The organism is Gemmobacter caeruleus, from assembly GCF_008271655.1.
GTDB classification, from domain to species: domain Bacteria; phylum Pseudomonadota; class Alphaproteobacteria; order Rhodobacterales; family Rhodobacteraceae; genus Gemmobacter; species Gemmobacter caeruleus.
The window spans coordinates 362,421-376,694 of record NZ_VKKX01000044.1; the positions used below are offsets into that span (position 1 = coordinate 362,421).

The 14,274-nt window shown below is 66.5% G+C and carries 14 protein-coding genes and 1 tRNA gene; 11 read left to right on the forward strand and 4 right to left on the reverse strand.

Annotation, left to right across the window (positions count from 1 at the left end; translation table 11 throughout):
- The first annotated feature begins 134 nt into the window (after positions 1–134).
- The 6 genes from FOA17_RS15075 (at position 135) to grxD (ending at position 5,126) form a co-directional block, all read left to right on the forward strand.
- Positions 135–1,028: a LysR family transcriptional regulator gene (locus FOA17_RS15075; protein ID WP_149142318.1), complete on the forward strand. Its 894-nt coding sequence runs from the start codon at positions 135–137 to the stop codon at positions 1,026–1,028.
- 521 nt (positions 1,029–1,549) lie between these two features.
- Complete coding sequence (purL, locus tag FOA17_RS15080) at positions 1,550–3,712, forward strand: phosphoribosylformylglycinamidine synthase subunit PurL (RefSeq protein ID WP_149142319.1); 2,163 nt, start codon at positions 1,550–1,552, stop codon at positions 3,710–3,712.
- Positions 3,709–4,170 (forward strand): GNAT family N-acetyltransferase, encoded by a 462-nt coding sequence (locus tag FOA17_RS15085; protein WP_149142320.1) that lies wholly within the window; start codon positions 3,709–3,711, stop codon positions 4,168–4,170. Before purL ends, FOA17_RS15085 begins: the two co-directional genes overlap by 4 nt.
- Positions 4,171–4,233: 63 nt before the next feature.
- Positions 4,234–4,476, forward strand: a complete 243-nt coding sequence (locus FOA17_RS15090) for a BolA/IbaG family iron-sulfur metabolism protein (RefSeq protein WP_149142321.1) — start codon at positions 4,234–4,236, stop codon at positions 4,474–4,476.
- Positions 4,477–4,481: 5 nt separating this feature from the next.
- A complete protein-coding gene (locus tag FOA17_RS15095; protein ID WP_149142322.1) occupies positions 4,482–4,700 on the forward strand; it encodes a hypothetical protein in 219 nt (72 codons plus the stop codon).
- Positions 4,701–4,766: 66 nt separating this feature from the next.
- On the forward strand, positions 4,767–5,126 hold the full coding sequence (gene grxD / locus FOA17_RS15100) for a Grx4 family monothiol glutaredoxin (RefSeq protein WP_149142323.1): 360 nt from the start codon (positions 4,767–4,769) through the stop codon (positions 5,124–5,126).
- A 57-nt stretch (positions 5,127–5,183) separates the two neighbouring features.
- On the opposite strand, the gene FOA17_RS15105 is transcribed toward grxD, so the two are convergent.
- Positions 5,184–5,555: a cell division protein ZapA gene (locus tag FOA17_RS15105; protein WP_149142324.1), complete on the reverse strand. Its 372-nt coding sequence runs from the start codon at positions 5,553–5,555 to the stop codon at positions 5,184–5,186.
- On the reverse strand, positions 5,548–6,138 hold the full coding sequence (locus tag FOA17_RS15110) for a hypothetical protein (protein WP_149142325.1): 591 nt from the start codon (positions 6,136–6,138) through the stop codon (positions 5,548–5,550). The genes FOA17_RS15105 and FOA17_RS15110 overlap by 8 nt, the downstream gene beginning before the upstream one ends.
- Positions 6,139–6,374: 236 nt before the next feature.
- Between FOA17_RS15110 and tkt the strand changes: the two genes are divergently transcribed.
- On the forward strand, positions 6,375–8,390 hold the full coding sequence (gene tkt / locus FOA17_RS15115; protein ID WP_149142326.1) for a transketolase: 2,016 nt from the start codon (positions 6,375–6,377) through the stop codon (positions 8,388–8,390).
- A gap of 109 nt (positions 8,391–8,499) precedes the next feature.
- On the opposite strand, the gene FOA17_RS15120 is transcribed toward tkt, so the two are convergent.
- Together FOA17_RS15120 and FOA17_RS15125 are read right to left on the reverse strand one after the other, a co-directional pair.
- A complete protein-coding gene (locus FOA17_RS15120; RefSeq protein ID WP_149142327.1) occupies positions 8,500–9,735 on the reverse strand; it encodes a calcium-binding protein in 1,236 nt (411 codons plus the stop codon).
- 309 nt (positions 9,736–10,044) lie between these two features.
- Positions 10,045–10,134: transfer RNA gene (locus tag FOA17_RS15125), tRNA-Ser, on the reverse strand.
- Positions 10,135–10,379: 245 nt separating this feature from the next.
- Here FOA17_RS15125 and FOA17_RS15130 point away from each other — a divergent pair.
- Genes FOA17_RS15130 through FOA17_RS15145 form a run of 4 tightly spaced genes read left to right on the forward strand, consistent with a single transcriptional unit; the run spans position 10,380 to position 14,273 of the window.
- On the forward strand, positions 10,380–11,291 hold the full coding sequence (locus tag FOA17_RS15130; protein WP_238991837.1) for an SPOR domain-containing protein: 912 nt from the start codon (positions 10,380–10,382) through the stop codon (positions 11,289–11,291).
- A gap of 60 nt (positions 11,292–11,351) precedes the next feature.
- Positions 11,352–12,515, forward strand: coding sequence for a D-alanyl-D-alanine carboxypeptidase family protein (locus tag FOA17_RS15135; RefSeq protein WP_149142328.1), 1,164 nt, complete (start codon positions 11,352–11,354; stop codon positions 12,513–12,515).
- Positions 12,515–13,141, forward strand: a complete 627-nt coding sequence (gene tmk / locus FOA17_RS15140; protein ID WP_149142329.1) for a dTMP kinase — start codon at positions 12,515–12,517, stop codon at positions 13,139–13,141. Before FOA17_RS15135 ends, tmk begins: the two co-directional genes overlap by 1 nt.
- 1 nt (position 13,142) lies before the next feature.
- Positions 13,143–14,273, forward strand: a complete 1,131-nt coding sequence (locus FOA17_RS15145) for a DNA polymerase III subunit delta' (RefSeq protein WP_149142330.1) — start codon at positions 13,143–13,145, stop codon at positions 14,271–14,273.
- The last annotated feature ends 1 nt before the right edge of the window (position 14,274 follow it).

Below are 14,274 nucleotides of genomic sequence, written 5' to 3' on the forward strand. Positions count from 1 at the left end.
CTTGCGCTTATGGTAGGTCAAATATGCTGACCTATAAAGGGGGAATTTTGCGACATGCCCCCATTTACGCCCATAATAATGTGACTATCTAAGCGCGAAATGTTAGCGGTAGAAAAACAGGCAAGAGTTTCAACATGGACTGGGACAAGCTCAGAATCTTTCACGCGGTGGCCGATGCGGGCAGCCTGACCCATGCCGGCGACACCCTGCATCTGAGCCAGTCTGCCGTATCGCGACAGATCCGGGCGCTTGAGGAAAGCCTGAATGTCACGCTGTTCCACCGCCATGCGCGCGGGCTGATTCTGACCGAACAGGGCGAATTGCTGTTTGACGCGACCACCGCCATGGTCAAACGCCTTGACGCCACCGCCGCCCGCATCCGCGACAGCGAGGACGAGGTCTTTGGCGAATTGCGGGTGACGACGACGACGGGCTTTGGCACGCTTTGGCTCGCGCCGCGTCTGGCCAAGCTCTATCGCAAATATCCCGCGCTCAAGATCGACCTCATGCTGGAGGAGCGGGTGCTGGATCTGCCGATGCGCGAGGCTGATGTGGCGATCCGCATGAAAGAGCCGAGCCAGGCCGACCTGATCCGCCGCCGGCTGATGAATATCCGCATGCGCATGTATGCGACGCCGGAATATCTGGCCGAACACGGCACCCCCACCACGATGCAGGATTTCAGCCAGCACAGGCTGATCTGCCAGCATGCCGGCACCGCGCAGGTGGCCGCCGGCGCGCTGCTGGTCGCGCAACTGATGAGCCATGACATCCCCTCCACCCTGACAGTGAACAACTATTTCGGGGTGTTGCAGGGGGTGCTGAACCATCTGGGCGTGGGCGTGCTGCCCGATTACATCACCGAAGATTTCCCCAATCTCGTGCGCGTCCTGCCCGAGGAGGAATCGAATGATGTGCCGGTCTTCCTCGCCTATCCCGAGGAATTGCGCCATTCCAAGCGCGTCTCGGCCTTCCGCGATTTCGTGACCGAGGAAATCTTCCTGTTCCGCAAGCAGAACCCGGCCTGACAGGTTGCTGATGGCCCGCCGCGCGCTGTCGGCGGGCGGCTGCGCGGGGCGCGCGACATGCGCCCGGCGGGCAGCCTGCGGCAAAGCTGCAATTTTCCGATATGTTTCAGGGCCTTATGCACAGACAGCACCAGCCATGCGCTGAACGCATGGCGGCCATGCTGCAAGCGCAGCAAGTTGGGGCTTGCCTGGAATCGCCGGCACGCCTAAATCCCCGCTTGAAGGCGGTGGTCGAGATACTCTCTCATCTCCTTCATACCTCCCTGTTGGACTTGGGCCGAGCTTCTGCTCGGCCTTTTTTTTGGTTTTCGCCCGATTTTGTGAAACCGCCCAACGATGCGGCAGCGCAGCATATCGTTTGCGTGAAAACGAACCGGCATCGGAACGGCGGCCTTGCGGGCCGCCGGCAGAATCGGCCCCGCGCCCGATTAAATCTTTGCCCGCCCCGCGCATCGGCCTTTCCCTTCGGCGCCCTTTGGCCTAAACGGGCGCGCAAGACACCAGCATGTTGAGGGAAGGCCATGAACGAACCCGCAATCACCCCCGAGCTGATCGCTGCGCATGGCCTGAAACCCGATGAATACCAGCGCATCCTGGAGATCATCGGCCGCGAGCCGACCTTTACCGAACTGGGTATCTTTTCGGCGATGTGGAACGAGCATTGTTCCTACAAGTCGTCGAAGAAATGGCTGCGCACCCTGCCGACCACCGGCCCGCAGGTGATCTGCGGCCCTGGCGAAAATGCGGGCGTGGTCGATATCGGCGATGGCCAGGCGGTCATCTTCAAGATGGAAAGCCACAACCACCCCTCTTACATCGAACCGCATCAGGGCGCGGCGACCGGCGTCGGCGGCATCCTGCGGGACGTGTTCACCATGGGCGCCCGCCCGATTGCGGCGATGAACGCGCTGAGCTTCGGCCTGCCCTCGCATCCCAAGACCGCGCATCTGGTCAAGGGCGTGGTCGAAGGCATCGGCGGCTATGGCAATGCCTTTGGCGTGCCCACCGTCGGCGGCGAGGTGCGCTTTCACCGTGCCTATAACGGCAACTGCCTGGTGAACGCCTTTGCGGCCGGCCTCGCCGATGCCGACAAGATCTTCTACTCCGCCGCCTCGGGCGTGGGCATGCCGGTGGTCTATCTCGGCGCCAAGACCGGGCGTGACGGCGTGGGCGGGGCCACCATGGCCAGCGCCGAATTCGACGAGACGATCGAGGAAAAGCGCCCCACCGTGCAGGTCGGCGACCCCTTCACCGAAAAGCGCCTGCTGGAAGCCTGCCTGGAGCTGATGCAGACCGGCGCCGTCATCTCCATTCAGGATATGGGCGCGGCGGGTCTGACCTGTTCGGCGGTGGAAATGGGCGACAAGGGCGGGCTGGGCATCCGGCTGAACCTCGACGCCGTGCCGCAGCGCGAAGCCGCGATGACCGCCTATGAGATGATGCTCTCGGAAAGCCAGGAGCGCATGCTCATGGTGCTGAAGCCCGAGAAAGAGGCCGTCGCCCGCGCGATCTTTGAAAAATGGGATTTGGATTTCGCCATTGTGGGCGAAACCATCCCCGAGGACCGCTTCCTGATCCTGCATGGCAATGCGGTCATGGCCGATCTGCCGCTGTCGAAACTGTCGTCCAGCGCACCGGAATATGACCGCCCCTGGGTGGAAACCCCGGCCGCCGCACCGCTGGCCGACGTGCCCGCCATCGGTGCCATCGCCGGTCTGCGCGCGTTGATCGGCAGCCCGACCCATGCGCACAAGGCCTGGGTCTGGGAACAATATGACTGCCAGGTTGGCGCCGATACGGTGATCCGCCCCGGCATGGCGGCCGGCGTGGTGCGGGTGCATGGCACGGACAAGGGCCTGGCCTTCACCAGTGACGTGACGCCGCGCTATGTGAAGGCCAACCCGTTCGAGGGCGGCAAGCAGGCGGTGGCCGAGGCCTATCGCAACCTGACTGCCGTGGGCGCCCTGCCCCTTGCCACCACCGACAACCTGAATTTCGGCAACCCCGAAAAGCCCGAGATCATGGGCCAGTTCGTCGGGGCGATCAAAGGCATCGGTGCTGCGGTGGCAGCGCTGGAAATGCCGATCGTGTCGGGCAATGTGTCGCTCTATAATGAAACCGACGGTTCGGCCATCCTGCCCACGCCCACCATCGGCGCGGTCGGGCTGCTGGCCAGCCTCGATGACCTGATCGCCGGCCAGCCGGCCGAGGGCGATATCGCGCTGCTGATTGGCGAAACCTTCGGTCATCTGGGCCAGTCGGCCCTGCTGGCCGAAGCCTTCGGGATCGAGGGCGGCGATGCGCCGCATGTCGATCTGGCGGCGGAAAAGCGCCATGGCGATTTCCTGCGGTCGGTCGGCAAATCGGTCAAGGCCGCGACCGATCTGGGCGATGGCGGGCTGGCGCTGGCCGCCTTTGAAATGGCCGAGGGCGCGGGCCTGGGCGTCACGCTGGACGCGGGCGACATTCCCACCCTGTTCGGCGAGGATCAGGCCCGCTACCTGCTGGCCGTGACCGAAGCCGGCGCCGCCGCGATCGAGGCCGCGGGCCTGACCGCGGGCGTGCCGGTCACCCGGGTCGGCCGTTTCGGCGGCGCTACGGTGACGCTGGGCGCCGAGAGCGCGCCGCTGGCCGATCTTTCGGCGCTCTATCGCGGGGCCTTCGCGGCCGCGATCGAGGGATGATCCGCCCCGCGCGACCGGAGGATGCGGATTTTGTCTGCGCCCTCTGGCTGCGCGCCGACAACCGCGCCTTTCTCGACCCGCCGGCCGAGGGTGTAATCGAGGCGGCGATTACCGAGGGCGATCTGCTGATCTGGTGCGATCAGGGCCAGCCCGCCGGGTTTGCCCTGCTGGTCGAATGGCTGCCGCGCGTGCTGGGCCTGCGGGAATTCGCCGTGGCGCGGCCCGGGCTGGGGCGCCCCTTTCTGGCCGCGCTGCTGCACGAGGTCTTTGCCGTGCGCGGCGCGCATCGTCTGGGCCTGGATTGCACCGCCGACAATACCCGCGCCCTGCATTTCTTTGAAACCGCCGGCTTCCGGCGCGAAGGGGTCTGGCGCGAATGCTGGCACCGCCCCGGCGGCGACTGGGTGGATTGCGTCTTTCTGGCGATGCTGGCCCGCGAATGGTCACCCGCCGCATGAGGCCACGCCTTGCAGCCCCCCGCCGCTCGTCCTAGATTGGAAGGGAAGGACAGGAGGCTCCACATGCCGATGGAAGGCAAGGATATCGAGGCGCTGATCCGGGAAAGCTTCCCCGATGCGCAGATCACCATCACCGATCTTGCGGGCGACGGGAACCATTGGGCGGCCGAGGTGATCGACGCCAGCTTCAAGGGCCTGAACCGGGTGCAGCAACAGCGCGCCGTCTATGCCAGCCTCAAGGGCAAGATGGACGGGGCGCAGGGCGAATTGCATGCGCTGGCGCTGACCACCAAGGCGCCGGAGTAACGGCCGTGACCTTGACCTACAAGATCACCGTCCTGGCTGTGCTGGCGGGGATCGTGGCCGTCGTCTGGCTTCTTCAACTCAGTCAGCGTGGCCGCCATCGCCCGCTGGCAGGCCCGCCCCCGAAGGCCCCGGCCCTGGGGACCGAGGCGATTGATCATGCAGCCTTTCAAACTGCCGTGGTGCAAAACGAAGAAATCAGCAAGCGGGCACAGAATAGGCTCTGAACCCGACTCGCCAGCCCCTCTCTCTTGAGACTGGAGCCTCGCTCCACCATACGAAGGAACGAAAAGATGAGCGCGCAGGACCAGATCCGCGAAACGATCACCGCCAATGACGTGGTGCTGTATATGAAGGGCACCAAGATGATGCCGCAATGCGGGTTTTCCAGCCGCGTGGCAGGTATCCTGAATTACATGGGCGTGGAATTCGCCGATGTGAACGTGCTGGCCGATGCCGAGATCCGGCAGGGCATCAAGGATTTCTCCGACTGGCCGACCATCCCGCAGCTTTATGTGAAGGGCGAATTCGTCGGCGGCTGTGACATCGTGACCGAGATGACGCTGTCGGGCGAGCTGGACCAGCTGTTCGAGGGCAAGGGCATCGCCTTCAACAAGGAAGCCGCCGACAAGATCCGCGAAGCGAACGGCTGATCGCCGCTCAGCCCCCCCGCAAGCAAAGGCCCGCCGTCATGGCGGGCCTTTTCGCGTTCAGGCCACCTGTTCGTCCAGCCGGTCGGCCAGCGCCTCGGCCCGGGCGGCCAGATCGGCCAGCGTCTCGTTCACCTGCGGCGGGATCACCGGCACCTCGATGCGCACCGGCGCCGGGCTGCCCTGGGCCTCCAGTTCCGCGATGCGGGCCTGAAGCCGCGCCATCTCGTCTTCCTGGGCGGCGGTCTTGTCGGCCAGCATCAGCCCCGCCATCAGCAGCATCTTGGCTTCGGGCAGGCGCCCCATCTGCGCCACCAGCGGCGCGGCCTCGGCATTCAGCAGGCTGGCGGCGGCGCGCAGGAACGGCTCCTCGCCCGCCTGGCACGAGACCTGAAAGTCGCGCCCGCCAATGGTGATGTCCAGCTCAGGCATCGGCCTTCTCCTCTCCGACCAGCAGGACGAGTTCGGCGATGATCTCGTCCAGTTCGGCGGTTTCCGAGGACCGCGCGGCGCGCAGGGCCTCCAGTTCGGCCATCATGGCCTTGTTGATCATGGCGGAATCGACGGTGCCCGCCTCCTGCCCCTCGCGCAGCACGCGCAGCGCCTCGCGCAGCTGGATCGTGCCCTTGCGCAGGCGGTGCAGTTCCAGCCCCTGAACATCAAGCTGCTTGGTCAATTGCTGGATGCGCGCCTCGGCCTGGGCCTCGTGCCGGCCCTCGCGCGCCTTCAGCGCGCGCACGCGCTCGGTCAGTTGCTGAACGGTGGCGCGCTCGACCTCAAGCGCGGCGGTCAGGCTGGCGATCTCGGCCGCGGCGGCGCCGGCGGCGGCGTCTTCCCGGCTTTCGGCGGGCTGGGTTTCGGTATCCGGGGCCTCAACCGGCGGCGCGGCTGCCACCTCGGCGGTCACTTCCGGCGCTGTGGCCTGCGCTGCCTGTTCCTGAAGCCGGTCCAACCCCGCGCCGATCCGCGACAGCGCGGAGACGATGCGCCGTTCCAGTTCTGCCAATTCCGTCATGCACTCTGCCTTCTGCGGTTGTTGTTGGGTCTGTTCGCCGCACCTGCACCCGCACACTTTGCAATCAGGCGACGAATCGCTTCAGACCGTTTGACACCGATCTTAGCGCAAAGATTGACCGGATTGCGCCCCCTTGGGCGCATTTTCCTGGCCCAGGCCGCTGCCCGCGCTTGATCTTGCTGCCCGGGGTGCTAGAGGACGGGACGAGAGCCGGACATACCTGGAGGACAGACGCCTTGGACATCGCAAGCCTGCGTGCCCAGCACCCCGATCATTGGAAGAAAGCCTGCGCCATCCGCGTGCTCACGCTTGACGCCGTTGCCGCCGCCAATTCCGGTCATTCCGGCATGCCCATGGGCATGGCCGATGTCGCCACCGTGCTGTTTGAAAAGCACCTGAACTTTGACCCCGCCGATCCGAAATGGCCCAATCGCGACCGTTTCATCCTGTCGGCCGGCCATGGTTCGATGCTGATCTACAGCCTGCTGCACCTTACGGGCTACAAGCAGGCCACGCTGGACGAGCTGAAGAACTTCCGCCAATGGGGCGCCCGCACGGCCGGCCACCCCGAATATGGCCATCTGGAAGGCGTGGAAACCACCACCGGCCCGCTGGGTCAGGGCATCTCCAACGCCGTGGGCTTTGCCATGGCCGAGGAATCGCTCCGCGCCCGCTGGGGTGCCAAGGTGATGGATCACTACACCTATGTCATCGCGGGCGACGGCTGCCTGATGGAAGGCGTGAGCCAGGAGGCGATCGGCATCGCCGGCAAGCACCAGCTGTCGCGCCTGATCGTGCTGTGGGACAATAACGGCATCACCATCGACGGCAAGGTAGAGCTGTCGGACGTGACCGACCAGAAGGCGCGCTTTGCCGCCTCGGGCTGGGATGTGTTCGAATGCGACGGCCATGACCCGGTGGAAATCGACGCGGCACTGGACAAGGCCAAGCGCTCGCCCCGCCCGGCCCTGATCGCCTGCAAGACGCATATCGCGCTCGGCTCCTCGGCGCAGGATACGTCCAAGGGCCATGGCGCGCTGACCGACAAGCAGCTCATCGCCGAAACCCGCGCCGCCTATGGCTGGGATCACGGGCCCTTCGACATCCCCGCCGATGTGAAATCGGCCTGGGCGGCGATCGGCGCCCGCGGGGCCGCGACCCGCGCGGAATGGGCCGCCCGGCTGGCCAGCCTGCCCGCCGGCAAGCAGGCCGAATTCAACCGCATCTTCGCGGGCGACGCGCCGGCCAAGCTGGGCGCGGCGATCCGTGGCGTGAAGAAAGCGGCGGTGGACAGCCCCAAGAAGCTCGCCACCCGCTCGGCCTCGGAACTGGTGCTGGCGGCGGTGAACCCGGTCGCGCAGGAAACCATCGGTGGCTCGGCCGACCTGACCGGGTCCAACAACACCAAGACCGCCGATCTGGGCGTGTTCGATCCGCTGAACCGCAAGGGGCGTTACGTCTATTGGGGCATCCGCGAACATGGCATGGCCGCCGCGATGAACGGCATGGCCCTGCATGGCGGCGTGCGGCCCTATGGCGGCACCTTCATGTGCTTCACCGACTATGCCCGCCCCTCGATGCGTCTCTCGGCGCTGATGCAGGTGCCGGTGGTCTATGTGATGACGCATGACAGCATCGGTCTGGGCGAAGACGGCCCGACCCACCAGCCGGTCGAGCATCTGGCGATCAGCCGCGCAACGCCGAATACCTGGGTCTTCCGCCCCGCCGATCTGGTGGAAACCGCCGAAGCCTGGGAACTGGCGCTTTCGACCAAGACCACGCCGTCGGTGATGGCACTCAGCCGTCAGGGCGTGGCGGCGGTGCGCAAGACGCATACCAACCAGAACCTGACAGCCAAGGGTGCCTATGTCCTGGCCGAGGCGACGGGCAAGCGTCAGGTCATCCTGATGGCCACCGGCACCGAAGTCGAGATCGCGCTGAAGGCCCGCGACATGCTGGAGGCCGAAGGCATCGGCACCCGCGTCGTCTCCATGCCCTGCATGGAGCTGTTCGCAGCGCAGGACGAAGCCTGGCGCAAGAAGGTGCTGCCGGCCGGCCCGGTGCGGATCGCCATCGAGGCGGGCGTGCGCATGGGCTGGGACCGCTGGCTGCTGGGCGAGCGCGGCAAGGAAGCCAAGGCCGGCTTTGTCGGCATGTCCTCCTTCGGCGCCTCGGCCCCGGCAGAGCGGCTGTATCAGGAATTCGGCATCACCGCCGAAGCCACGGTCGCCCAGACCAAGGCCCTGCTCTGATCCCGATTTTTCGTCGAAAAATCGAAAAAGGCCGCGCTTTGGCGCGGCCTTTGTCATTTCGCGTCCGGCATGAAACGGATCGTGGGCAGGATGACCGCCCCCGACCCTCTCAGAACAGGAAAGCGCCGGCGGTCACGTCATCGGCATCCCAGCCACTCAGCCGGATACGCCCGCCGGCACCCGCCACAATGGCATCGCCGCCCTCCTGGGTGATGGTGAGGTCGGCAAAGGAATCGACGGCCACGATGCGGATGCGATCGCCCTCGCCGGGATTGAAATCCTCGATCACGTCATTGCCGATCGCAGTGCCGCGAAACACGAAGCGATCCGCGCCGTCACCGCCCCGCACCGTGTCATCGCCGCGCGACAGGTTGAACAGGTCATTGCCGCCATCGCCGCGAAACCAGTTGCTCCCGCCATTGTCGGTAAAGATGTCGCGCTGCTCGGTGCCGCGCGCGCCTTCGATGCTGGTCAGCTTGTCGGTCGTGCCAAAACCGTCGCGGGCAAAGCCCTTGGCCAGATTGACACGGGCGCCCGCCGTGCCGCCACGGTCGTAGTCACGATGGAAGCTGACCGCGTCCATCCCCGCCCCGCCGTCGAAAATATCGCGCCCGCCAAGGCCGACAAAGAAATTGTCCTGTGCATTTCCGGTCATCCGGTCGGTCAGCTGGGTGCCGCGAACGGACTCGATGCTGAACAGCGTGTCGGTCAGCCCGTCCGGGCCGCGCACCTGGCCCGTGGCAAGATTGGCGACGATGCCGCTTTTCATGTGCTGCGGGTTCCAGAACCACTGGTCATAGGAAACGGTATCGAGCCCCGCCCCGCCACGATAGACATCACGGCCGCCGTAATCCTTGATGTAGTCATCGCCCGCGCCGGCGGTGATCGTGTCATTGCCAAAGCCCGAGGTGATGTCATCGCCATCCCAGTCGGCACCGCCCCCATTGCGCGCGCCGATATAGGTATTGTCGCCCGCCATGATCGCGTCATAGGCCGCCTGCCCATTGTCCCGCCGCATCATATGTTCGAAACTGGCCAGATCGCCGCCGATATCGGTGACTTCAAGGATCAGCCGGCCGGCCTTGTTGAAATAGCGCAGGCCGGTGATCGTGCCGCCGGTGACGATGGCCTGGCCGGCATCCGGCCCGTCTTCGGGGCGAAAGGTGGTGCGGCCGGAGGTCAGCACCTCCACCCGCCAGGCATGGCGCGTGGGATCATAGGCGCCGTCATCGCCGTCATAGCGCAGGACAATCTTGCCCGCCGTGGTCGAGACGCGATCATATTGATTGAGTTCGCGCAAGTTGTAGAAGCCTTGATTTCCATTCTTCCAGACAAAACGTGCCATGTGAATGCTCCATGCTTCGAAAAGCCCTCAGGCGTCACGCCAGAGCGCGGCGCGACCAAAGCACAAACCGCGTCAGTCCATCGTCAGGGCATGGCGGTCCGGCCCATCCGCCCGCTGACGCAAATCGCAAGCCTGCCGCATGTAGAAAAACCGCCTCCGCGACACGCGCCTGAAATCCGTGTGTTGCAGGCTTTTACGCTTTTCAGATATCCCCGGTCAGGCCGGGCGCGCCCATTCTTTATGTCCGGTGACAAACCAGAATGAAAAAGGCCCTGTCGGGGGCCAATGGTCACGCTCTGCATCTTTTGATGGCGGAAGCGGTGGGATTCGAACCCACGGTGGGGTCTCCCCCACGCTGGTTTTCAAGACCAGAGCCTTAAACCACTCGGCCACACTTCCGTGGTTCTCCGCTTACAGGGGCACGGGGGGCTGGTGCAAGGGGGAAGGCGGCGGGGGGCGTGCCAAATTCCGCCGAGGCCCGCCTGCGGGCTTTTCTCGGACCGAGGGCGCGGTTATGATGCGCGCAAAGCGCAGCGCGCGGCGGTTTGACCTGCGGCCCGGTTTCCCGGACCTGCGGCGCCGGTGCGGGTTGTGCAGGGCAGAACAAGCGCGACCCGGCAGAAGGCGCGCAAGGGGGCTTGAGCATGGCGGGAACGGTCGGTCGGCTGATGATCATGGCTTGTGCGGCGGGGGCCTTGGCGGCTTGCGTGCCGGGCAAGGGCACTTCCACATCCGAGGCGGCCGCCAGCGATGCCGCCCCTGCGGCGACGCCGGGCAAGGCCGCGACCTCGGTCAAGCTGGTGGACCGCGATGTCGAGGCGCCCGAGATCTTTCAGACCACGGATATGGCGCTCTGGGATGGCAGGCCTTCGCTGGGCGGCGTCTGGGTGGCCTCGCCCGATGCGAAAGACCCCGAACGGGTGATCCTGCGCAACAGCGCCAATGGCAAATTCGTCATCGGCGCGCTGTTCCGGCGTGAACGCGAAAATCCGGGGCCGAAGCTGCAAATCTCGTCCGATGCGGCGGCGGCGCTCGGGCTGCTGGCCGGTCAGCCCGGCAAGATCAACGTCACCGCCCTGCGGCGCGAAGAGGCCCCGGCCCAGACCGATGCCAGCAAGCCGCTGCTCGATGCCGCCGAAACCGTGGCGCCCGAGGGCGCGGCGGTGGCCAAGGATGCCAAGGCCGCGCTGGCAAAACCGGCCGCGCCCGTGATCGGCGGCGCGCCGATCCCCGGCGGCACCATCGCCGCCCAGCCGGTGAAACCCGGCGCCGCGGCCCCTGCCCCGGCGAAAACCGCGGCCAAACCAGCCCAGCCCGCCGCGAAACCCGCGGCCAGCGGCGGCGCCCATGTGGCGCAGATCGGCATTTTCTCGGTCGAGGCCAATGCCAAGCGCGCGGCCGATCAACTGGGCAAGGCCGGCATCGCCGCCACGATCAAGAAGGGTCAGACCCAGGGCAAGGATCACTGGTCGGTCACCGCCTCGGGCGCGGACAAGGCCGCGCTTCTCGCAAAGGTGAAGTCGCTGGGCTTTACCGACGCCTATATCATCAAGTAACCGCGCCGGGCCGCGCCGCCCACCCTGGCCCTGGCGCGGCCCCTCGCGAAAGGAAGACCCATGATCCGCCGCTTCAGCCTTGCCCTTGCCTTTCTGCTGGGTTCGTCGCCCGTCTGGGCCTTCGAGACGCAGGCCCGCGCCGCCTGGGTCTATGACATGACGACCGGCACCGTCCTGATGGACAAGAACGCCGAAACGCCGATCCCGCCCGCGTCGATGTCAAAGCTGATGACGCTGAACATGCTGTTCGAGGCGCTGCATGACGGGCGCTTCAAGGCCGACAGCACCTTTGCGGTGTCGGAAAAGGCCTGGAAGATGGGCGGCTCCAAGATGTTCGTCAAGCCCGACGACCGGCCGACGGTGGACGAGCTGATCCATGGCATCATCATCAATTCCGGCAATGATGCCTGCGTGGTGGTGGCCGAGGGCATGGCCGGGTCGGAGGACGAATTCGCCCGCCGCATGACCGACCGCGCCCGCGAGCTGGGCATGGGGCAATCGACCTTTGCCAATGCCTCGGGCTGGCCCGCCCCCGATCACCGGATGAGCGCGCATGACCTGGGCCTGCTGGCGGTGCGGCTGATTTCGGAATTCCCGGAATATTACCCCTATTTCGCGCTGACCGAATTCAGCTATCAGGGCCGCGTGCCCGCCAACAGCCAGAACCGCAACCCGCTTTTGCGGATCAAGGGCGGCGACTGGCAGGCCGACGGGCTGAAGACCGGCCATACCGAGGAAGCGGGCTATGGCCTTGTCGGCTCGGCGCTGCATCAGAACGGGCGGCGGATCGTCTTTGTCATCGCGGGCCTGCCCTCCGATCAGGCGCGCGCCGAGGAAAGCGAACGCATCGCTGACTGGGCCTTCCGCGATTTCGCGATGAAGACCATCGCCAAGGCCGGCACCCGCGTCGCCGAGGCCGAGGTCTGGATGGGCGCCGCCGAACATGTCGGGTTGGTGCCGGCCGAGGACGTGGCACGGCTGATCCCGGTCACCGCGCGCAATTCGATGACCGCCGAGGTGGTCTATACCGGGCCGATCAAGGCGCCGATCGCCAAGGGCGACGCGGTGGCGGAACTGGTGGTGCGCATCCCCGGCCTGCCCGACAGCCGCATCGCGCTGGTGGCCGAGGCGGATGTGCCCGAGGGGGGCTTTGGCACCCGGCTGGCCACGGCGGCACAGGCGCTGGTCAAGCGCTTCTTTCCCGACGAAGCCCCCGCGAGCTGATGGCGGGCGGGCGTTTTCTCAGCCTTGAGGGGATCGACGGTTCGGGCAAAAGCACCCAGGGCCGCCTTTTGGCCGAGGCGCTGCGCGGCCTGGGTCATGAGGTCGTGCTGACGCGCGAACCTGGTGGCAGCCCGGGCGCCGAGGAAATCCGCCGTCTGGTGCTGGAAGGCGCGGTGGATCGCTGGTCGGCGGAAACCGAATTGCTGCTGTTCACCGCCGCCCGCCGCGACCATCTGGAAAAGACCATCCGCCCGGCGCTGGCGCGCGGCGCGGTGGTCATCACCGACCGTTTCGCCGACAGTTCGCGCATGTATCAGGGCATTTCGCGCGGCGATCTCGCCGGCATGGTCGATGCGCTGCATGCGCTGATGATCGGGGTGGAGCCGGACCTGACGCTGCTGATCGACATCGACCCCGAGGTCGGGCTGGCGCGGGCCGTGGCGCGCGAAGGCAGCGAACAGCGGTTCGAGGATATGGGGCTGGACCTGCAACGCCGGATGCGCGCGGGCTTTCTGGCGCTGGCCGCCGCCCATCCGGCGCGGTTTCGCGTGATCGACGGCGCGCGCGCCCCCGCCGAGGTGGCCGCCGAGGTGCTGGCCGTCACCCGCACCCATCTGGAGGGCTGAGATGCCCTCGGTCTATCTGGGCGATTTTCCCGAACCCGACCGGATCGAGGGCGCGCCGCATCCGCGCGAAACCGCCCGGGTGATCGGCCATCAGGCGGCGCAGGCGGATTTTCTGGCCAGCTTCAACGCCGGCCGGCTGCACCACGGCTGGCTGATCACCGGGCCGCGCGGTCTGGGCAAGGCGACGCTGGCCTGGAAACTGGCGCGCTTCCTGCTGGCCACGCCCGAAGATGACGGCGGCATGTTCGCCCCCCCGCCGCCCGAGACGCTGGACATTCCCGCCGATCACCCCGTCGCGCGCCGCATCGCCGCCCTGTCGGAGCCGCGGCTCTACCTGCTGCGGCGCGGGCTGAACGAGACCGAAAAGGCCCCCGCGCAGGACATCCTGGTGAAGGAGGTCCGCAAGCTGAAGGAATATTTCGGCCTTTCCGCCGCCGATGGCGGGCGCCGCGTCGCCATCGTGGATTGCGCCGACGATCTGAACGTGGCCGCCGCCAATGCACTGCTCAAGCTGCTGGAGGAACCGCCGGCCGGCGTCACCTTCCTGCTGATCGCGCATCAGCCCTCGCGTCTCTTGCCCACCATCCGGTCGCGCTGCCGCGAATTGCGCCTGTCGCCGCTGCCGCCCGATCAACTGGCCGCCGCGCTCGATCAGGCCGGCATCGCCGTGGAGGATGCGCAGCCGCTGGCAGAGCTGGCCGGCGGTTCTGTGGGCGAGGCGGTGCGCCTGACCCAGGGCGCGGGCCTCGCGCTCTATGAAGACCTGATCGCCCTGATGGCCGCCCTGCCCCGCATGGATCGCGGCAAATTGCTGGCCCTGGCCGAAAGCGGCGCGGGCAAGGGGCACGAGGCGCAGTTCGACCTGCTGGTCACGCTGCTTGACCTCGCGCTGGCGCGGCTGGCGCGCGCGGGCACGCTGGGCGTGACCCCGCCCGAGGCCGCCCCGCAAGAGGCGCAGCTTCTCGCCCGTCTGTCGCCCGACCCCTGGGCCGCGCGTCTCTGGGCCGATCTGGCGCAAAGCCTGTCGGCGCGGGCGCGCCGGGGCAAGGCGGTCAACCTTGACCCTGCGGCGCTTCTCATGGATATGTTCCTGCAAATCGAACAGACGGCGGGCCGGCTCGCCGCACGGTGAC